17 protein-coding genes and 1 tRNA gene are annotated in these 17,550 nt (G+C 71.1%); 10 read left to right on the top strand and 8 right to left on the bottom strand.

Going from position 1 to position 17,550, the window contains the following annotated elements:
* Positions 1 to 2: 2 nt before the first annotated feature.
* On the top strand, positions 3 to 1,283 hold the full coding sequence (locus ABD663_RS04060; RefSeq protein WP_344736586.1) for a CDP-glycerol glycerophosphotransferase family protein: 1,281 nt from the start codon (positions 3 to 5) through the stop codon (positions 1,281 to 1,283).
* On the opposite strand, the gene ABD663_RS04055 is transcribed toward ABD663_RS04060, so the two are convergent.
* From ABD663_RS04055 to ABD663_RS04045, 3 genes are all read right to left on the bottom strand, one after another.
* A complete protein-coding gene (locus ABD663_RS04055) occupies positions 1,284 to 2,636 on the bottom strand; it encodes a maltokinase N-terminal cap-like domain-containing protein (RefSeq protein ID WP_344736585.1) in 1,353 nt (450 codons plus the stop codon).
* Positions 2,637 to 2,669: 33 nt separating this feature from the next.
* Positions 2,670 to 3,629 carry a hypothetical protein gene (locus ABD663_RS04050; RefSeq protein ID WP_344736584.1) on the bottom strand — a complete coding sequence of 320 codons (960 nt, stop codon included), beginning with the start codon at positions 3,627 to 3,629 and terminating at the stop codon, positions 2,670 to 2,672.
* Between the two features lie 82 nt (positions 3,630 to 3,711).
* Positions 3,712 to 4,404 (bottom strand): phosphocholine cytidylyltransferase family protein, encoded by a 693-nt coding sequence (locus tag ABD663_RS04045; RefSeq protein WP_344736583.1) that lies wholly within the window; start codon positions 4,402 to 4,404, stop codon positions 3,712 to 3,714.
* A 194-nt stretch (positions 4,405 to 4,598) separates the two neighbouring features.
* Here ABD663_RS04045 and ABD663_RS04040 point away from each other — a divergent pair, with 194 nt between their 5' ends.
* Genes ABD663_RS04040 through ABD663_RS04030 form a run of 3 tightly spaced genes read left to right on the top strand, consistent with a single transcriptional unit; the run spans position 4,599 to position 7,851 of the window.
* Positions 4,599 to 5,999 carry an ABC transporter ATP-binding protein gene (locus tag ABD663_RS04040; protein WP_344736582.1) on the top strand — a complete coding sequence of 467 codons (1,401 nt, stop codon included), beginning with the start codon at positions 4,599 to 4,601 and terminating at the stop codon, positions 5,997 to 5,999.
* Positions 6,000 to 6,007: 8 nt separating this feature from the next.
* Positions 6,008 to 7,543 carry a hypothetical protein gene (locus ABD663_RS04035; protein ID WP_344736581.1) on the top strand — a complete coding sequence of 512 codons (1,536 nt, stop codon included), beginning with the start codon at positions 6,008 to 6,010 and terminating at the stop codon, positions 7,541 to 7,543.
* Positions 7,544 to 7,584: 41 nt separating this feature from the next.
* Positions 7,585 to 7,851 (top strand): DUF3039 domain-containing protein, encoded by a 267-nt coding sequence (locus ABD663_RS04030; RefSeq protein ID WP_344736580.1) that lies wholly within the window; start codon positions 7,585 to 7,587, stop codon positions 7,849 to 7,851.
* Here ABD663_RS04030 and ABD663_RS04025 read toward each other — a convergent pair.
* Positions 7,833 to 9,185 carry a nicotinate phosphoribosyltransferase gene (locus tag ABD663_RS04025; RefSeq protein ID WP_344736578.1) on the bottom strand — a complete coding sequence of 451 codons (1,353 nt, stop codon included), beginning with the start codon at positions 9,183 to 9,185 and terminating at the stop codon, positions 7,833 to 7,835. The genes ABD663_RS04030 and ABD663_RS04025 overlap by 19 nt on opposite strands.
* A 38-nt stretch (positions 9,186 to 9,223) precedes the next feature.
* Between ABD663_RS04025 and murI the strand changes: the two genes are divergently transcribed.
* The 4 genes from murI (at position 9,224) to ABD663_RS04005 (ending at position 12,404) form a co-directional block, all read left to right on the top strand.
* The gene (gene murI / locus ABD663_RS04020) at positions 9,224 to 10,051 is read left to right on the top strand and encodes a glutamate racemase (protein ID WP_344736577.1); all 828 of its coding nucleotides are present in this window, start codon (positions 9,224 to 9,226) and stop codon (positions 10,049 to 10,051) included.
* A 7-nt stretch (positions 10,052 to 10,058) separates the two neighbouring features.
* On the top strand, positions 10,059 to 10,796 hold the full coding sequence (gene rph, locus ABD663_RS04015) for a ribonuclease PH (RefSeq protein ID WP_344736576.1): 738 nt from the start codon (positions 10,059 to 10,061) through the stop codon (positions 10,794 to 10,796).
* Between the two features lie 5 nt (positions 10,797 to 10,801).
* A complete protein-coding gene (rdgB, locus tag ABD663_RS04010) occupies positions 10,802 to 11,401 on the top strand; it encodes an RdgB/HAM1 family non-canonical purine NTP pyrophosphatase (protein WP_344736575.1) in 600 nt (199 codons plus the stop codon).
* An 82-nt stretch (positions 11,402 to 11,483) separates the two neighbouring features.
* On the top strand, positions 11,484 to 12,404 hold the full coding sequence (locus ABD663_RS04005; protein ID WP_344736572.1) for a cation diffusion facilitator family transporter: 921 nt from the start codon (positions 11,484 to 11,486) through the stop codon (positions 12,402 to 12,404).
* Positions 12,405 to 12,407: 3 nt separating this feature from the next.
* On the opposite strand, the gene ABD663_RS04000 is transcribed toward ABD663_RS04005, so the two are convergent.
* The gene (locus tag ABD663_RS04000; protein WP_344736571.1) at positions 12,408 to 14,891 is read right to left on the bottom strand and encodes an ATP-dependent DNA ligase; all 2,484 of its coding nucleotides are present in this window, start codon (positions 14,889 to 14,891) and stop codon (positions 12,408 to 12,410) included.
* 69 nt (positions 14,892 to 14,960) lie between these two features.
* On the opposite strand from ABD663_RS04000, the gene ku reads away from it, so the two are divergent.
* Together ku and ABD663_RS03990 are read left to right on the top strand one after the other, a co-directional pair.
* Positions 14,961 to 15,854 (top strand): non-homologous end joining protein Ku, encoded by an 894-nt coding sequence (ku, locus tag ABD663_RS03995; RefSeq protein ID WP_344736570.1) that lies wholly within the window; start codon positions 14,961 to 14,963, stop codon positions 15,852 to 15,854.
* Positions 15,851 to 16,225, top strand: coding sequence for a VOC family protein (locus ABD663_RS03990; protein WP_344736569.1), 375 nt, complete (start codon positions 15,851 to 15,853; stop codon positions 16,223 to 16,225). Before ku ends, ABD663_RS03990 begins: the two co-directional genes overlap by 4 nt.
* Before the next feature lie 26 nt (positions 16,226 to 16,251).
* On the opposite strand, the gene ABD663_RS03985 is transcribed toward ABD663_RS03990, so the two are convergent.
* The 3 genes from ABD663_RS03985 to ABD663_RS03975 all read right to left on the bottom strand — a co-directional run bounded on the left by ABD663_RS03985 (position 16,252) and on the right by ABD663_RS03975 (position 17,451).
* Entirely contained in the window at positions 16,252 to 17,040 is a 789-nt protein-coding gene (locus ABD663_RS03985; RefSeq protein ID WP_344736567.1) for a DedA family protein, read from the bottom strand.
* A 44-nt stretch (positions 17,041 to 17,084) separates the two neighbouring features.
* A tRNA-Leu gene (locus tag ABD663_RS03980) sits at positions 17,085 to 17,166 on the bottom strand.
* Positions 17,167 to 17,238: 72 nt separating this feature from the next.
* Positions 17,239 to 17,451 carry a PLDc N-terminal domain-containing protein gene (locus ABD663_RS03975; RefSeq protein WP_344736566.1) on the bottom strand — a complete coding sequence of 71 codons (213 nt, stop codon included), beginning with the start codon at positions 17,449 to 17,451 and terminating at the stop codon, positions 17,239 to 17,241.
* Between the last annotated feature and the right edge of the window lie 99 nt (positions 17,452 to 17,550).

Below are 17,550 nucleotides of genomic sequence, written 5' to 3'. Positions count from 1 at the left end.
ACGTGGGTCTGCTCTCCGATGCGCGAAAGGCGGTCGCGCTCCTGCGCAAGGCGCTGGCGAACCGCTCGGCCGTCGCCCACGTTCGCCGCACGCTCGCCACCCGCGATCCCCATCCGAACGATCACTACCGGGTTGCGGTGTACTTCGCCGACGGCGAGGTCAACATGTACCAGATGCGCCAGTGGTATCGCCCGCTGGCCGAGCTGGCCAAGACATGGCCGGTCGTCGTGCTCAGCCGCTCTGCGACCGGTGCGCGCGCTCTGCTCGCCGAGGACTCACCGCCGGTGGCCTTCGTGCCGACGGTGCGGGATCTCGAGCGCTTCCTCGGCCGGCAGGACATCCGCGTCGTCCTGTACGTCAACCAGAACACGCGCAACTTCCAGATGTTCCGCTACGGCCGTCGCTGGCACGTGTTCATCAACCACGGCGAGTCCGACAAGATGTACATGACCACGAACCAGTTCAAGGCGTACGACTACGCGTTCGTGGCAGGGGACGCCGCACGCGAGCGGCTCGCCCGCGTGCTGTGGGACTACGACATCGAGCGGCGGACCATCGAGATCGGCCGACCCCAGGCCGACCACTACTCGGGCGACGTGCCCTACCCCGACGACGATCGCACGGTCGTGCTGTACGCACCGACGTGGGAGGGCGACCGACCGTCTGCGCACTACGGGTCGGTCCGCACCCATGGGGAGGCGCTCGTCGCGGCGCTTCTCGCCACCGGTCGCCACCGCGTCATCTACCGACCGCATCCTCGATCGGGGGTCGTCGACTCCGAGTACGGGGCGGCGAACAGGCGCATCATCAAGGCGCTCCAGGCCGCGAACGCCACCGATCCCGCAGCGGTGCACGTCTTCGACGACGGCCCCGAGCTCGGTTGGCAGCTCGCCGCCGCCGATGTGGCGATCGTCGACATCTCGGCCATGGTCTACGACCGGCTGGCGGCCGACAAGCCCCTGTTGGTGACCCGGCCGGCCGATCCGGCCGCGGTGGTCGACTCGCACGGGTACCTCTCGGCGTGCGAGTGGCTGGATGCCGCGGCCGCGCGCGACGTGGTCGCCGAGACCGACCGCGTGCAGGGCGACGACCAGGCGCGCGCCCGCCTCGAATCCTGGGTCGCCCACTACTTCGGCGACACCGCGCCCGGTGCGGCGACCGCCCGCTTCCACGGGGCGGTCGCGCACCTCATGGCCGAGTGGGAGCGCTGGCACGCCGGTGACGCCGACGAAGACGAGCTCGACGCCGACGAGGCCGACCTCGACGATGAGATCGAGGCGTGATCAGTCGGTCGACTCGAGCAGGCGGCTGATCGCCCGCAACGGGATCGCGACCCATGTGGGCCGGTTGCGCGACTCGTAGATCGCCTCGTAGACGGCCTTGTCGAGTTCCATGGCCGTGAGCACGGGATCCCGCTGATCGAGCACGACACCGGAGCGCGCGCCGTATCCGGCCACGAAGGCCGCCCGCGCGCGGGCGGCCCATGCCGGCACTCCGTCGGGCGACCGCTCGGGGTCGTCGCGGCGGAGGGAGCCGGCCACGTAGTCGAAGGAGCGGAGCATCCCGGCCACGTCGCGGATCGCGAGATCGGGCTCGATGCGCTCGCGCATCGGGCGCAGCGGCTCGCCTTCGAAGTCCAGCAGCACCCAGCCGCGCTCGGCGTGATGCAGGACCTGCCCCAGGTGGTAGTCGCCGTGGATGCGCTGCCGTCGCGGCCACGCGGCATCCGCCGCCCGACGATACACCGCCTCGATCCCCGCTGCGCGCTCGGCGATCGCCGGCACCTCCGCGAGCGCGATCGTCAGCCGGCGGTGCCACGTCGCCGCGGTCGCCTCGCGGTCGGCGCTCGAGTTCTCGCGCGTGGGGAACAGGTCGGCCAGCAGCAGGTGCACCTCCGCGGTGGCCTCGCCGAGGCGACCCGCCGGTTCGCTGAAGTCGTCGCCGCGCGCGGCTGCGCGCAGAGCGACGCGCCATGCGTCCTCGACGTCGGGAAGGAACTCCTGGACGAACGCGAGAGACCCCGTCGCCTCGCCGCCGCCGTCGTTCCAGCGCCCTTCGACCCAGCCGTATGAGGCGGGCACGTGCCGAGAGCCGGCCTGGGCCAGTGCGGTCGCGAGCTCGATGTCGGGGTTGAGGCCGGGGCTGAGCTGGCGGAACACCTTGCAGATGACAGGGGTGTGCGCGGCGCGATGGATGATGGATGTGTTGGACTGCTCGCCGCTGAGCACCTCGGCCGTGCGCACCTCCTCCTCAAGGTGGGCGGCGGGGTGCCCCGTCGCGGTCATCTGCGGCCCGGTGGCGGTGCGATCGCCGGTCGCGAGGCTGAGCAGTGCGCGGGCGTAGGCCGGGTCGGTCGGCCCGTCGATGAAGGTGACCCCGGGCTCGGGGCTGCCGATCCACGTCGCCTCGGGTGCGTCGACCGCCTCGGTGGGCCGCATGACGACGGGCACCTGATAGCGGACGACGGGCAGGGCCGCCTCATCGGCGACCAGGAAGGTGCGGATGCGCGCGTTCGCGTCGTCGTGCGCGCTGAGATCCCACCAGCCCACCAGGCGCAGGCTCGGCGGCCTGCCCTTGCCCGCGTACCAGCGCTGGCGGGGCATCCAGGCCGCCAGACACGCGAGGGTGCTGTCCATAACGCCTGAGCGTATCGCTGCGGGCGGGGCGGGTCAGCCGGTGTCGCCGGGCAGTGCCGCCTGTTCGCCGTCGGTGGCGCCGCCGTCGGTGGCGCCGCCGTCGCGGCGGCGTCGGGTGACCGAGCGCGCGGCCGAGCCGATCGCCTGTCCGCTGCGCTGCACACCCCGGGCGAGCGCGTCGCCGGCGCGCTTGGCCGAGCGCGCGGCCGCGTGCTCGAGGCGGGCGGCGTCCGGCTTCGGCTCCAGCTCGACCGGAAGCGCGACCGGCGGCGGGCCGAAGGCACGCCGGGAGTTGACCAGGACACGCCGGCCGAGGATGTGGTTGCCGGCGCCGCCGATCGCGGCGCCGATGCCGAACGGAAGCGCCTTGCCGATCCAGCTCGCGCCGCCGCGCGCGGCGAACTGTCGGATGAACGTCGACTTCAGGCGGTCGACGAGGGGGCCCATCGCCGCGCGGGGGAGCGACTTGGTGACCAGCTCGCCCCAATACCTGTCTCGCCCCGCACCCGTGCCGGTGGCCTGGCCGGCGAGCTGGGTGACGAGGTCGACGCCTTCCTTGCCGAGCATGAGGGTGAGCACGAGGGCGCGCGCGCGGTCGGGGTCGCTCACCGGGATGCCGTGCACTTCGGCGACCGACTGGGCGAACAGCGCCGTCGCCTCGAGGAAGCCGACGGTCTCGACACCGCTGAGGGCGAGGGTCACGCCCGTGCCGATCCCGGGAACGACGGCGGTCGCCCCGACCGCGGCACCGCCGGTCGTGACCGCCGCCAGGTAGCGGCGCTCGAGCATCCGCACGACGTCGGCACTGGAGCTGACCGGGTGCCGCAGGCGGATGCTGCGCAGATGCGCGAGCACGACGGGCCGCTGGATCGCGAGGACGCGGTCGAGGGCGCGGATCAGGAACGGATGCTCGTCCGAACCCGCGGGAGGCAGCCCGCTCGCCCACGGAGAGCCGTCGGGGAGCGAGTCGATGCGATACACCTTCTCAGCCACGCCGTGATCCTAAGCGTGCGCTCTGGGCGACCGCTGAGGGCTTGCGGGAGGATGCCGCAATCGGTATGGACTCGGACAGGGCTCAGACGAAGAGGTTCGCGCGCTCGAGGTCCTCGGCGAAGTCGACCTCGACGGCGTACAGGTCCGAGATGTCGAGGGGGCGCAGTCGCACGCCGTCCTCGGCGATCGCCAGCTCGAGCCCGCGCTCGAAGTAGTCCTGGTCGTCGACGCGCGACAGGTGGCGGATGAACGCGCGCTTGTCACCGGCGGAGATGTAGTTGATGCCGACCGCCTCGCCGATCCCGCCGACGACGGTCTTGGACAGTTCGCGGATGAACCCTCGGTCGTCGGTCGTGTACTTGACCTCTTCGTCGCTGACCTTGGCCGTGTTGACGGTCACGAACGACTCGTCGCGCTCGATGTGCGCGATCGCGCGACCGAGCACCATGGGGTCGAAGACCACATCGCCGTTCATCCAGAGCACACCGCCGCGGCGCGACGCCTTCAGCGCGCGCAGCAGGCTCTTGGACGTGTTGGTCTGGTCGTACCGGTCGTTGTAGACGTAGTCGACATCGGGGAAGGCCTCGACGACTGTCTCGGCGCGGTAGCCGACGACCGTGGTGATGCGTGCGGCGTCGCCGAAGGTCGCGCGCACGTTGTCGTGCTGCTGCTGCATGATGCTGCGCCCGTCCGCGAGGCGCGTGAGCGGTTTGGGCAGGCTTCGGCCCAGCCGCGAGCCCATGCCCGCGGCGAGGATGACGATCTGAATGGTCACAATGTTGCTCCTGGAGTGCGGGTTTCACCCGTCGTTCACCGAATCGACACTCCGTCGTGCTCGGCCATGCTAGCGAAATTCACCTGTGAGCAGGCACAATGCCGACCCCCGTTGCCGTTTCGTAATGGTCGGCACGTCGGACCTGCGGGCAAACGCTCAGGCGCTCGGACGCCGGTGCTTGGTACGTTTGATCGGTGACAGCATCCCTGCCGGCACCCCGCGACGACGGACCGCCCGAGGCGGCGCCCGTCCATACGCATGCCCGGGTCGTGCCCTTGAAGCCGGATGCGGGCGCCGCAGCGCGTCTGATCGCCGAGCGTCTGGCCGCCGACCCCGGCCCGCCGCCGCCACTGCCGCCCGATCTGCGCGACGAGAGCGAGAACCTGGTGATTCCGCCACGACCTCCGCTGCCTCCGGCGGTGGCCCCCGTCGCCGACGCCCTCGCCGACGAGGATGCCGAGCCCGAAGACGAGGACGTCGAGGACCTCGCCGTCGGCGCTCCGGTGGCCGACGAGGCCGAGGACCAGGACCCCGACGATCTGGACGACGACACCGGCGAGGAGGCCCTCGGAGTCGACCCCGCGACGGACGTCGACGACGCCGTGGCCCAGGAAGAGGCCGAGGCCGAGGAGGGCGACGTCTCCGACGTCGATGTCGCCGACGCGACCGAGACGGAGCAGCACGCTCAGGCGGCCGAGGCGGTCATCGCCGAACCCGAGGTGGCCGAGCCGGTGGAGGACACCGCGCCTCCGCTCGTGTTCGTCGGCGACACCGCTGCCGTCGTGTTCGACGACGACGTGCCCGAGGTGCTCACCGCCGCCGAGGACGCCGTCGGCGAGACCGCGCTGTCGCTGCGCGGGGTCACCAAGTCCTTCGGGTCGACGCGCGCTGTCGAGGCCATCGATCTGACCGTGCCGGCAGGAACCTTCTACGGCCTCGTGGGTCCGAACGGCGCGGGCAAGACGACGACCCTGTCGATGATCGCGGGACTCCTGCGCCCGGACAAGGGTGCCATCGAGGTCGGTGGGATCGATGCGACGGCCGACCCGCAGTCGGCGAAGAAGCTCATGGGCGTGCTGCCCGATCGGCTGCACACCTTCGACCGGCTGACCGGACGTCAGCTGCTCTACTACTACGGCGTGCTGCGCGGTATGCCGTCGGCGATCGTGGAGAGTCGCACGACCGACCTCGCGCGAGCCTTCGACCTGACCGAGGCGCTCGGCCGCGTCGTCTCCGACTACTCGGCGGGCATGACCAAGAAGGTGATGCTGGCGGGCGCCCTCATCCACGCTCCGCGGCTTCTCGTGCTCGACGAGCCCTTCGAGGCCGTCGACCCGGTCTCGAGCGCGATCATCCTCGACATCCTCTCGACCTACGTCGCGCACGGCGGCACCGTCATCCTGTCCAGCCACGGAATGGAGCTCGTCGAGCGCGTGTGCTCGCGCGTCGGCGTGATCGTCGCGGGCCAGGTACTCGCCGAGGGCACGGTCGAGCAGGTGCGCGGCGAACTGACGCTCGAGCAGCGCTTCGTGGAACTGGCCGGCGGACTCAGCGACGTGGAGGGCCTGGAGTGGTTGCACACCTACTCCGACTGAGGCTCACGATGCTGGTCGGCGCCCTGCGGGGCGATGCCGGCCGCGCCGAACGACTCATCGCGGGAATCGTCGTGCTCGTCGTGGCGACGGTGATCGCGTGCTGGGCGCTGCTGTCGCTGGCCGAGGCCTCGGACGACGTCACGCTCACGGTGATCGTGCTCGGCGGCTCGGCGGTGACCCTCGGGTTCGCGCTCGCGCCGATCATCGCGTCGGCGACCGACCCGCTCGATCCACGGCGCTTCGCGCTGCTCGGACTGCGCCACGCCTCGCTCGCCGGAGGCCTCGTGCTCGCGGGAATCCTGAGCGTGCCCGTCGCGGCGCTGACCGCCGTCGCCGTGTGCGCATCGATCGCGTGGGGCGCGCACGGCGCATCCTCGGCGGCCGGCGTCACCGGTGTCGTCCTCACGGTGCTGACCTGCGTGCTCCTCGCGCGCGTGTGCATGGCGCTCACGACGCTGTTCCTGAGCGAGCGGCGATCCCGCGAGCTGTCGGGCCTGTTCATCATGGCGATCCTGGTGGTCGTCGTGCCCGTGGGCGTGTTCCTGTCCTCGCTCGAGTGGGACGGAGCGGTGCCGACCCAGCTGTACGAGGCGGTGTCGGTGCTGGCGCTCACGCCGTTCGGCGCTGCGTGGGCGTACCCGGGGCTCGCCGCGAGCGGAGCATCGGGCGCCGTCGGCTCGCTGCTGGTCGCCCTCGCGACGGTCTTCGTGCTCGCGGGCGCCTGGCTGCTGCTCGTGCGGCGTCTGCTGACCACGACCGCACTGCCGGCGCCGACCAGGGAGCGCGGCGGGCTCGGCTGGTTCGCGGTGGCCCCGGGAACACCCGGTGGCGCGGTCGCCGCACGCAGCCTCATCTACTGGCTCGGCGATCGGCGCCATATCGTCAACGTGCTCGTGATCCCGGTCGCCGCGGCCCTCACCATCGTGCCGCTGCTGATCGCGGGCGTGCCGCCCTATCTCGTCGCGCTCATCCCCGTGCCGTTCGCCGCATTGTTCCTCGGCTGGCTGCCGCACAACGACGTCGCGTACGACGCCACCGCCGTCTGGATGCACGTCGCCAGCGGCATCCGCGGCGTCTCCGACCGCATCGGGCGTCTCGTTCCGGTGCTGCTGATCGGCGTGCCGCTGCTGGCACTCGCGATTCCGATCTCGATCGCGATCCACGGGCGGTGGGCACTGCTGCCGGCGATGGTGGGCGTGTGCGTCTCGCTGTTCTTCACGGGGCTCGGACTGTCGAGCATCTCGTCGGTCGTCGCCCCGTACGCCGTGTCGCCGCCGGGTGAGAGTCCCTTCCGTCAGCCTCAGCGCACCGGCGCTTCGGGTGCCATCGCGCAGGGTCTCGTGATGGTCGGGGTGGTCGTGCTCAGCGCTCCCACGCTCTGGTACGCCTGGATCGCCCTGACCGGCGACATCGAAGCGGCGACCGTCGCCCTGTGGGCGGGGGTCGGCACCGGCGTCGTCGTCCTCGCGGTCGGCGTCGCCATCGGATCGGCCGTGTTCAGCCGACGCGGTGACCGCATCATGGAGTTCGCCGAGTCGGTCTGAGACGGGCCGCGGTGCGCGCACGCGGTCTACACTGGCTCATCATGAGCACCCCCCTCGACGCCCCCGACCAGGGCGGTCTTGCGACTCTCGATCGCGAGCTCGAAGAGCTCATCCGCGAAGAGAACATCGAGCCGGGCGACCACGAGCGCTTCTCGCACTACGTGAAGAAGGAGAAGATCCTCGAGTCGGCGCTCACCGGCAAGCCCGTGCGTGCGCTGTGCGGCAAGAAGTGGACCCCGGGCCGTGACCCCGACAAGTTCCCGGTGTGCCCCCGCTGCAAGGAGATCTATCAGTCCCTCGCGGGCTGATCCCGTCGAGCTCGGGATGCCGCGTCGGCGAAGACCGTCGGAATCGCCGGGTCCGAGCGGCTGAGTGCGAGTCCGCGCACCGGCAGCTCCTCCCGGACGCGAGCGTGGTGCGCGCGGGCTGCGCGGACACCGGAGGGGCCCTCGGCGGCGGTGTCGGGGTCGCCTGCGTCGACGAGGGTGACCTGCAGCGGGCGGGCGTCGTCGTGCTCGGCGGCGGTGTCGAGCGGCTCGAAGCCGTCCGAGACGGTGATGAGCTCGGCGGTGGCGGTGCCGTCCTCGCACACGCGGAACGCCGCCTTGCGTCCCCCTGTCGACGCCTTCGACGCCGAGGCCTTCGCCACCGGGACCCATCCGCCCGCGGCATCCTGCCTCGCGACGAGCTTGTAGACCATGCCCGCGGTCGGCGCTCCCGAGCCCGTCACCACCGACGTCCCCACGCCGTACGCGTCGACCGGGGATGCCGCCAGTGCGGCGATCGCGAACTCGTCCAGATCGCTGGTGACGGTGATTCGGGTGCCGGTCGCGCCCAGCTCATCCAGCTGCGCGCGCACCTGCGCAGCGACGACCGGCAGGTCGCCCGAGTCGAGGCGCACGCCGCCGAGCCCGGTGCCGGCCACCCGGACGGCGAGTTCGACTCCCGCGCGGGTGTCGTACGTGTCGACGAGCAGCGTGGTGCCGATGCCCAGCGCGTCGATCTGGGCGCGAAAGGCGTCCTCCTCGCTATCGTGCAGCAGCGTCCAGGCGTGCGCCGCCGTGCCCATGGTCGGGATGCCCCACACGCGGCCCGCCTCGAGGTTCGAGGTGGCCGAGAACCCGGCGATGTAGGCGGCGCGCGCGGCGGCGACCGCCGATTCCTCGCCGGCGCGGCGCGAGCCCATCTCGGCCAGCGGACGCCCGCCCGCGGCCACGCTCATGCGGGCCGCCGCGGTCGCGACGGCGGAGTCGTGGTTGAGCACGCTCAGTGCGAGTGTCTCCAGGACGACGGCCTCGGCGAAGGTGCCCTCCACGGTCAGCACCGGCGACCCCGGGAAGTAGAGCTCGCCCTCGCGGTACCCCGTGATCGTGCCTGAGAACCGGTAGTCCTCGAGGAAGCGCAGCGTCGCGGCATCCACCACCTTCTCGTCGCGCAGGAAGCGCAGCTCGTCATCGCCGAAGCGGAAATCGCGCAGCAGCGAGATCAGGCGGCCCGTGCCGGCGACGACGCCGTAGCGACGGGCACCCGGGAGCCTCCGGGCGAACAGCTCGAAGACGCACCGGCGGTGCGCGGTGCCGTCGCGGAGCCCGGCTTCGAGCATCGTGAGCTCGTAGCGGTCGGTGTGCAGGGCGGAGCTCATGGCCGTCACTCTACTGAGGCGAAGTAGGCTGGACGACCGTGGATGACGCGCCGATCGGGATCTTCGACTCCGGAGTGGGCGGGCTCACCGTCGCGCGGGCGGTCTCGGCCCAGCTGCCCCGCGAGTCGATCCTCTACCTCGGCGACACCGCGCGTTCGCCCTACGGCCCCAAGCCCATCGCCGACGTGCGCCGCTACGCCCTCGAGATCCTCGACGACCTCGTCGACCAGGGCGTGAAGATGCTCGTCATCGCGTGCAACACGGCGTCGGCCGCGGTGCTGCGCGACGCGCGCGAGCGCTACGACGTGCCGGTCGTCGAGGTGATCGCCCCCGCGGTGCGCACCGCGATGTCGACGACCCGCAACGGGCGCATCGGCGTGATCGGCACCGCGGGCACGATCGGGTCGGGCGCGTACCAGGACATGCTCGAGGTCAACGAGCGCCTCACGGTGTTCGCCGCCGCGTGCCCGCGCTTCGTGTCGTTCGTCGAGCAGGGCATCACCGGTTCGCCCGAGGTGCTGGCCGTCGCCGAGGAGTACCTGGCGCCGCTGCGCCATGCGGGGGTCGACACGCTCGTCCTCGGCTGCACGCACTACCCGTTCCTCGAGGGCGCCATCAGCTACGTGATGGGTCCCGAGGTCTCGTTGGTCTCGAGTGACACCGAGACCGCGAAGGACGTCTACCGCCAGCTGGTCTCACGCGACCTGCTGGCCGGCCCGGATGCCACAGCCCGACACGTCTACGAAGCGACCGGCGCATCGGCCGACGAGTTCCTCGACCTCGCGCACCGCCTCATGGGCCGCGAGGTGCGCGACGTGCGCCTCGTGCAGACCGGCGCGATCGACCTTCCCACCCACCCTCGCTAGGAGAGCCATGACAGACCTCGTCCGCGCCGACGGCCGCACCGCCGATCAGCTCCGCCCCGTCACGATCGAGCGCGGCTGGTCGACCCAGGCCGAGGGCTCGGCGCTGATCTCGTTCGGGAACACCAAGGTGCTGTGCACCGCGTCGTTCACCAACGGCGTGCCGCGCTGGCTCACCGGCAAGGGCAAGGGCTGGGTCACCGCCGAATACGCGATGCTGCCGCGCGCGACGAACTCGCGCAACGACCGAGAATCGGTCAAGGGTCGCGTCGGTGGGCGCACCCACGAGATCTCGCGACTCATCGGCCGCGCGCTGCGTGCCGTGGTCGACACCAAGGCGCTCGGCGAGAACACGATCGTGATCGACTGCGATGTGCTGCAGGCCGACGGCGGCACCCGCACCGCCGCGATCACCGGCGCGTACGTCGCGCTCGCGGATGCGATCGAATGGGGCCGTGCGAAGAAGTTCATCGGCCAGAAGTCGCAGGTGCTCTTCGATTCGGTCGCCGCAGTGTCGGTCGGCATCGTCGACGGCGAGCCCCTGCTCGACCTGCCGTACGTCGAGGACTCGCGCGCCGAGACGGACATGAACCTCGTCGTCACCGGACGCGGCCTGTTCGTCGAGGTGCAGGGCACCGCCGAGGGCGCCCCCTTCGACAAGCGCGAGCTCGACGCGCTGCTCGAACTCGGCATCGCCGGCTGCGCCGAACTGCGCGACCTGCAGACCGCGACGCTCGCGGGGGAGTGAGCCGGATGCCGCGGCAGGTGGTGCTGGCGACCCACAACGCCCACAAGGTCGAGGAGCTGCGCGCGATCGTCGCCCGGGTGCGCCCCGATCTCGAGGTCGTCGGCTACGACGGCCCGGAGCCGCGCGAGACCGGCACGACGTTCGCCGACAACGCGCTCATCAAGGCCCGCACCGCGTGCGCTCACACCGGGCAGCTCGCCCTCGCCGACGACAGCGGTCTGTGCGTCGACGTGCTGGGCGGGTCGCCCGGGGTGTTCTCGGCCTACTGGGCGGGGCACGTCAAAGACGCGACCGCGAACCTCGAGCTGCTGCTCGACCAGCTGGCCGACATCTCCGATCCGCACCGTTCGGCGCAGTTCGTCTCGACCATCGCGCTCGTCAGCCCCGAGGGCGATCATCGCGTGGTCGAGGGCCGGTGGCCGGGCCGGCTCGCGACCGCGCCGCGAGGCGTGGGCGGTTTCGGGTACGACCCGATCTTCGTTCCCGACGGACAGCCGGCCGATGCCGAGCGGACCGTGGCCGAGTGGAGCGCCGCCGAGAAGAACGCCGCGTCCCACCGCGCCCTCGCCTTCGTCGCGCTCGCGCCGATCCTGCAGGAGCTGTGACCGGCCGAAACCGATAATCGGACTCATTCCCGAGTGCGCGCGACCGCGTCGCGGCGGCACTCGGCCGCTCTAGCCTGGAGGCATGCACGACCACGCGCCGAGCGGCATCCGCGGTGCCGGCAACCGCCGGCTGCTGGCGATCTCGCTCGGCATCACCGCCGTGGTCATGGTCGTGCAGATCGTCGGCGCGGTGCTGTCGGGCTCGCTCGCGCTGTTCGCCGACGCGGCGCACATGTTCACGGACACCGCGGCGCTGCTGATCGCGCTGATGGCGAGCATCGTCGCGGCCCGCCCCGCCAACGACCGCCGCACCTTCGGGTACCAGCGGGCCGAAGTGTTCGGTGCGCTCGTGAACGGCGTGATCCTCATCGCGCTGTCGCTGTGGGTCGCCTACGAGGGCGTGCAGCGGCTGCTGCGGCCCGACGAGGTCGAGGTCGCCGGCGGGCTGATGCTGGTGGTCGCGATCATCGGTCTGGTGGCGAACGCGGTGGCCCTGTGGCTGCTGAGCGCCGCGCAGCGCACCAGCATCAACGTGCGGGGCGCCTACCTCGAGGTGCTCGGCGATCTGATCGGCTCAGCGGCGGTGATCGTCGCGGCGATCGTCATCCTCACCACCGGGTGGCTGCCGGCCGACGCCATCGCGTCGCTGTTCATCGCCGCCATGATCATCCCGAGGGCGATCGCTCTGCTGCGCGAGGCGTTCTCGGTGCTGGCCGAGTCGGCCCCGAGGGGCACGCAGGTCGCCGAGATCCGCGAGCACATCCTCTCGACACCCGGCGTCGTCGACGCGCACGACATCCACGTGTGGCAGCTCACCCGCGGCTCACCGGTCTTCACCGCCCACGTCGTCGTCGCCGACGAGACGTTCCGCGCGGGCGGAGCCGGCGACGTTCTCGCACGCCTGCAGGAGTGCCTGTCGGCGCACTTCGACGTCGAGCATTCGACCTTCCAGCTCGAGCCCGCCGGTCATGCCGATGCCGATGCCGACTCGACGCACGCGTAGCGGTCAGGCCTCGAGCGCGACGTCGGCCGGATCCTTGTCGGGTCGCAGGCCCCGCCATCGGGACTGACGCAGGATGCCGCCGGGGGTGAACTCGGCGTACTCGACCTCGGCGACGATCTCGGGGCGCACCCACAGTGCGTCGGACGCGTCGGCGTCCGGCACTCCGACGAACGGGTCGACGTCGGTCCGCAGCGGCGTCAGCACCTCGTCGAGGCGTCGCAGGGTCGCATCGCTGAAGCCCGAGCCGACGCGCCCGGCGTAGCGGATGCCGTCCGGGCCGGGGATGCCCACCAGCAGCGAGCCGATCGACCCGGTGCGTCCGCCGCGACCGGGGCGGATGCCGCCGATCACGACCTCCTGCGCACGGGTGAGCTTGACCTTCAGCCACCGGTCGCTGCGCTCGCCGCGGCGGTACGTCGACGACGGGTCCTTGACGACGACGCCCTCGAGTCCGAACCTGCGGCTCGTCTCGAGCGCCTCGTCGAGGTCGTCGAGCACGGGCGGCAGGTGCAGCGGATCGCGGATACCGTCGGCGATGCCCTCGAGCAGCTCGCGCCGCTGCGCCAGGGGGAGCGCCGACGCGTCGCGGCCGTCGAGGGCGAGCAGGTCGAACAGGTGGTAGCGCACCGGGGTCCGCGGCGCCTCCCGACGGATCTCGACAGGCTTGGAGAGGTTCATGCGGTTCTGCAGCAGCGGGAAGCTCGGCCGGCCGTTCTCGTCGAGGGCGACGATCTCTCCGTCGACGACGGCAGGGGTCGGGCCGAGACCCAGGTCCACCTCGGTGAGCTCGGGGTACTTGGCGGTGATGTCGTTGCCGCTGCGCGCGCGCAGCAGCATCCGGCGCCCGTCCCACACGCCGATCGCGCGCACGCCGTCCCACTTCACCTCGACCCACGCATCCTCGCCCCACCGTCGCGCGGACCCGTTCGCGATCCCGGGCGTCGCGCTCGTCGCCAGCATCGGCCGCAGTTCGGACGGCGGCGGCACGCTGCCGTTCTTCGAGGACCCCGTCGCGGGCGCAGCGGATGCCCCGTGGTCTGGCGCGCGCTCGTCGGACTCGTCGGTCGCGACGACGGGAGCGCCGTCGGGCTGGGGGCGGCCGGTGGCATCCGTCTTCATGCGATGCAGCAGCCACGACGATTTCTCGCCGTCGCCCTCGGTGCGGATGAGGGCGAGCCGCACCCTGCCGAGCGGTCCGCCCGGTCGCCCCTCGGCGGTGAAGATCACCTCGTCGTCGCGCCACTTCTCGAGGTCGTAGCGGCCGTCGTCCCAGATCGTCATCGTGCCCGCGCCGTACTCGCCGGCCGGGATCGTGCCCTCGAACGTCGCGTACTGCACCGGGTGGTCTTCGGTCATGACCGCGAGGTTGTTCCGGCCCGGGGTGGGCGGGATGCCGCGCGGTACGGCCCAGCTGACGAGCACGCCGTCGCGCTCGAGCCGCAGGTCCCAGTGCAGGCGGCTCGCGTGGTGCTCCTGGATGACGAAGCGCGGCTTCTCGTCGCCGTTCGACGTGGCGCCGAGGGCGTTGTCGGGGACGGGCTCGGGCGTGCGCGAGGCCGACCGCTTCGCGATGTACGCGGCGAGCGGGCCGTGCGCGCTCGCCCGCCCGCCCGCGTGGAACCCGAGCCCGGCGAGCGGGTCGCCCATCGCCTCGACGCGTGCGAGCACCTCGCCCAGCAGCAGGTGGTCCAGGTCGGGGTCGTCGAGCTCGTCCCATGTGCGGGGGGCGGCGACGGTCGGGTGCGGTCGGCCGCGCAGCGAGTACGGGGCGATGGTGGTCTTCGCCCCGTTGTTCTGGCTCCAGTCGATGAAGACCCTGCCGGTGCGCTCGGCCTTGGCCATCTGGCTGACGACGAGGTCGGGATGGTCGGCCTCGATCGCACGGGCGAGTTCGCGGGCGACCATCGTCACCTGATCGCTGGTCTGGGTGCCCGGCAGCGCCGCGTAGAGGTGGATGCCCTTGCTGCCGCTGGTGACCGGCAGCGGGTCCAGGCCCATACCCTGCAGGATCTCGCGGGCCCAGCGAGCGACCTGCGCGCACTCCGCGAGGCCCGTGCCGGGGCCCGGGTCGAGGTCGAGCACGATGCGGTCGGGGTCACCGCGTCCGCCGTCGGCGTCGAACCGCCACTGCGGCACGTGCAGCTCGAGACTGGCCGCCTGCGCCAGGTACACCAGCGTGGGCACGTCGCCGACGAGGGGATAGTCCTTCGCGCCGGTCGAGTGGTCGATCGGCAGCCGATGCACCCACGACGGGGCGCCCTTCTCGAGGTCTTTCGCGAAGAACGGCGTGGAATCGACGCCCTCGGGCCAGCGCTTGCGGGTCACCGGGCGCCCGGTGAGGTGCGGGATCATCACTCCGGCGATACGGCTGTAATAGTCGATGACCTCGCCCTTGGTGGTGCCGGTCCGCGGGTAGAGCACCTTGCCGAGGTTCGTCACGCGCAGGCGGCGCCCGCCCACCCGCACCAGCTGCTCGTCGCCCGGCATGGCTCCATCCTGCCCGCCCGCGAGGCGAGGAGGTAGCAGGAACGGGCGTGACAGGTGTGTACTGGAGTGATGAGAGCGATCTGGAAGGGCGCCCTGACCTTCGGACTGGTGAACGTGCCGGTGAAGGTCTATTCGGCCACCGAAGACCACGACGTGCCGCTGCATCAGGTGCACGCGGCCGACGGCGGCCGGATCCGGTATCAGCGCATCTGCGAGATCGACGGCGAGGTCGTGCCGTACAGCGAGATCGACCGTGCCTACGACGACGGCGAGCGCACCGTGATCCTCACCAAGGACGACTTCGCGTCCCTGCCGTCGGAGCGCAGCCGTGAGATCGACGTCGTCGAGTTCGTGCCCAGCGAGCAGGTCGATCTGCTCACGCTCGACCGCGCTTACTACCTCGAGCCCGACTCCGCGTCGCCGAAGGCCTACGTGCTGCTGCGCAAGACCCTCGAGCAGACCGACCGCACCGCGATCGTGCGGTTCTCGCTGCGCCAGAAGACGCGGCTGGCGGCGCTGCGTGTGCGCGGCGACGTGCTGGTGCTCCAGACCCTCTTGTGGGCCGACGAGGTGCGCGAGGCGGCGTTCCCCGCCCTCGACGAGTCGGTGAAGATCTCGGCGAAGGAGCTCGAGATGTCGGCGGCGCTCGTCGACAGCTTCGCGAGTGACTTCGACCCCGAGGAGTTCGCCGACGAGTACCAGCAGGAGCTGCGCACCCTTATCGAGGCGAAGCTCGAGAAGGGCGACGCGCTCGACACCTCCGAGACCTTCGGCGCCCAGGATGAGGGCGAGGCCGGCGGCGAGGTCATCGACCTCATGGAGGCGCTGCGCGCCAGCGTCGAGAAGTCGCGCGCGTCGCGCGAGGGAAAGACGGATGCCGCGGCCTCGGGTTCCTCGTCGAAGAAGAAGGCCGATGACAAACCCGCGAAGAAGAAGGCGGCCAAGCAGGAGAAGGCGTCGTGAGGCTCGGCGCGTTCTCGGTCAGCCTCGCGGTCGACGACCTCGCCGCATCACGGGAGTTCTACGAGAAGCTCGGCTTCGAGGTCTTCGGCGGCGACGCCGCGCAGAACTGGCTCATGCTGCGCAACGGCGACGCGGTGATCGGGCTGTTCCACGGCATGTTCGAGGGCAGCATCCTCACCTTCAATCCGGGATGGTCCGGCGAAGGCGAACCCGTGGAGGGGGAGTGGGACGATGTGCGCGTCATCCAGGCATCCCTGCGTCAGGCGGGGGTGGAGCTCGCCGACACCGTCGACGAGGACGGGTCGGGCCCCGCATCCATCACCCTCGCCGATCCTGACGGCAACACCATCCTGATCGACCAGCACCGCTGAGACGCGCGCTGGGCGGTCGACGGCCGTCAGCGGTGGTCGCGCTGCCCGTCGCCGTGGTGGTCGTGCTCGGGACCGCGCTCGAAGACATCCTCGTCGAGCACCAGCTCGGAGGCCTCCTCGGCATCGGTGATGACGTCCTCGCCCGCGGCTTCCGCCTTGCGCGCCTTGTGGCGCTCGCGCAGGTAGTGCCACAGCGTCACCGCTGCGGTGCCGCCGACGGCGACCAGCAGGATGACGTCGATGTACTGCTCGACGAACCATGCGACCGGCGGGATGAACCCCAGCACGTAGCCGAACATCGTGAGTCCGAAGCCCCAGATGACCGCGCCGATGAAGTTGTAGAGCGTGTACTTGCCCTTGTGCATGTGGCCGACGCCGGCCGCGACGGGCGCGAAGGTGCGCACGATGGGCACGAAGCGGGCGAGGATGATCGTCAGTCCTCCGAACCGCTCGAAGAACGCGTTCGTGCGCTCGACGTTCTTGACGCTGAACAGGCCGGATTCCTTGCGTTCGAACACGGCGGGTCCGCCCTTGTGCCCGATGTAGAAGCCGACTTCACCGCCGACGAACGCCGACAGGCCGATGAGCAGCGCCACCCACCACACGCTCACGCCGAACACGCCGTGGGGTGCGTAGTCCTGAGGGTGCGACAGCAGCCCAGAGATGATCAGCAGGGTGTCGCCGGGCAGCAGGAAGCCGACCAGCAGTCCGGTCTCGGCGAAGACGATGAAGCACACCACGAACAGCGCCCAAGGGCCGGCCCAGTCGATGATGGCGGCCGGGTCGAGCCAGGGGATGAGGGCGGTGGGGTGCACGGAGGTCCCGTTCGGTCGGCGGTGGGAGCGTCACAGCTGGCGCGTGCGGAAGGTGGGACTTGAACCCACACGCCCGAAGGCACAGGAACCTAAATCCTGCGTGTCTGCCAGTTTCACCACTCCCGCGAGTGGGTTCAGTCTACTGAGCGGCCTGTGCACCGGCTGTGGGGTGTGCCCCCGACTTCACGGGCCGACAGGTCAGCGCTTGATGCCGAACAGGAAGTAGCTGGCGGGGCCGATCCAGTTCACCAGGATCACGGGAATCCACACCGGCTTGGGGCCGGCGACCTCGCGTGCGTCGCGGTGGGCGAGATCCCAGAACGCCAGGAACGCGAACACGACCTGCACGAGCCCGACCAGGCCCATCGCGACCTGCCCGGCGGGATTCAGCTGCTTCTTCTCGTCGCTCATGGCTCCATCCTGCCCCCGCGTGGGCCATCGCGCACCTGGGGGTTCGCCCAGTGGCGGGGCCCCGTGCTGTGGATAACTTCGCGGTGCCGCGGCGCGTGC

The sequence above is a fragment of the Microbacterium awajiense genome, assembly GCF_039536545.1.
Taxonomy (GTDB): Bacteria; Actinomycetota; Actinomycetes; order Actinomycetales; family Microbacteriaceae; genus Microbacterium; species Microbacterium awajiense.
This window is presented reverse-complemented; position numbering and strand designations above follow the sequence as displayed.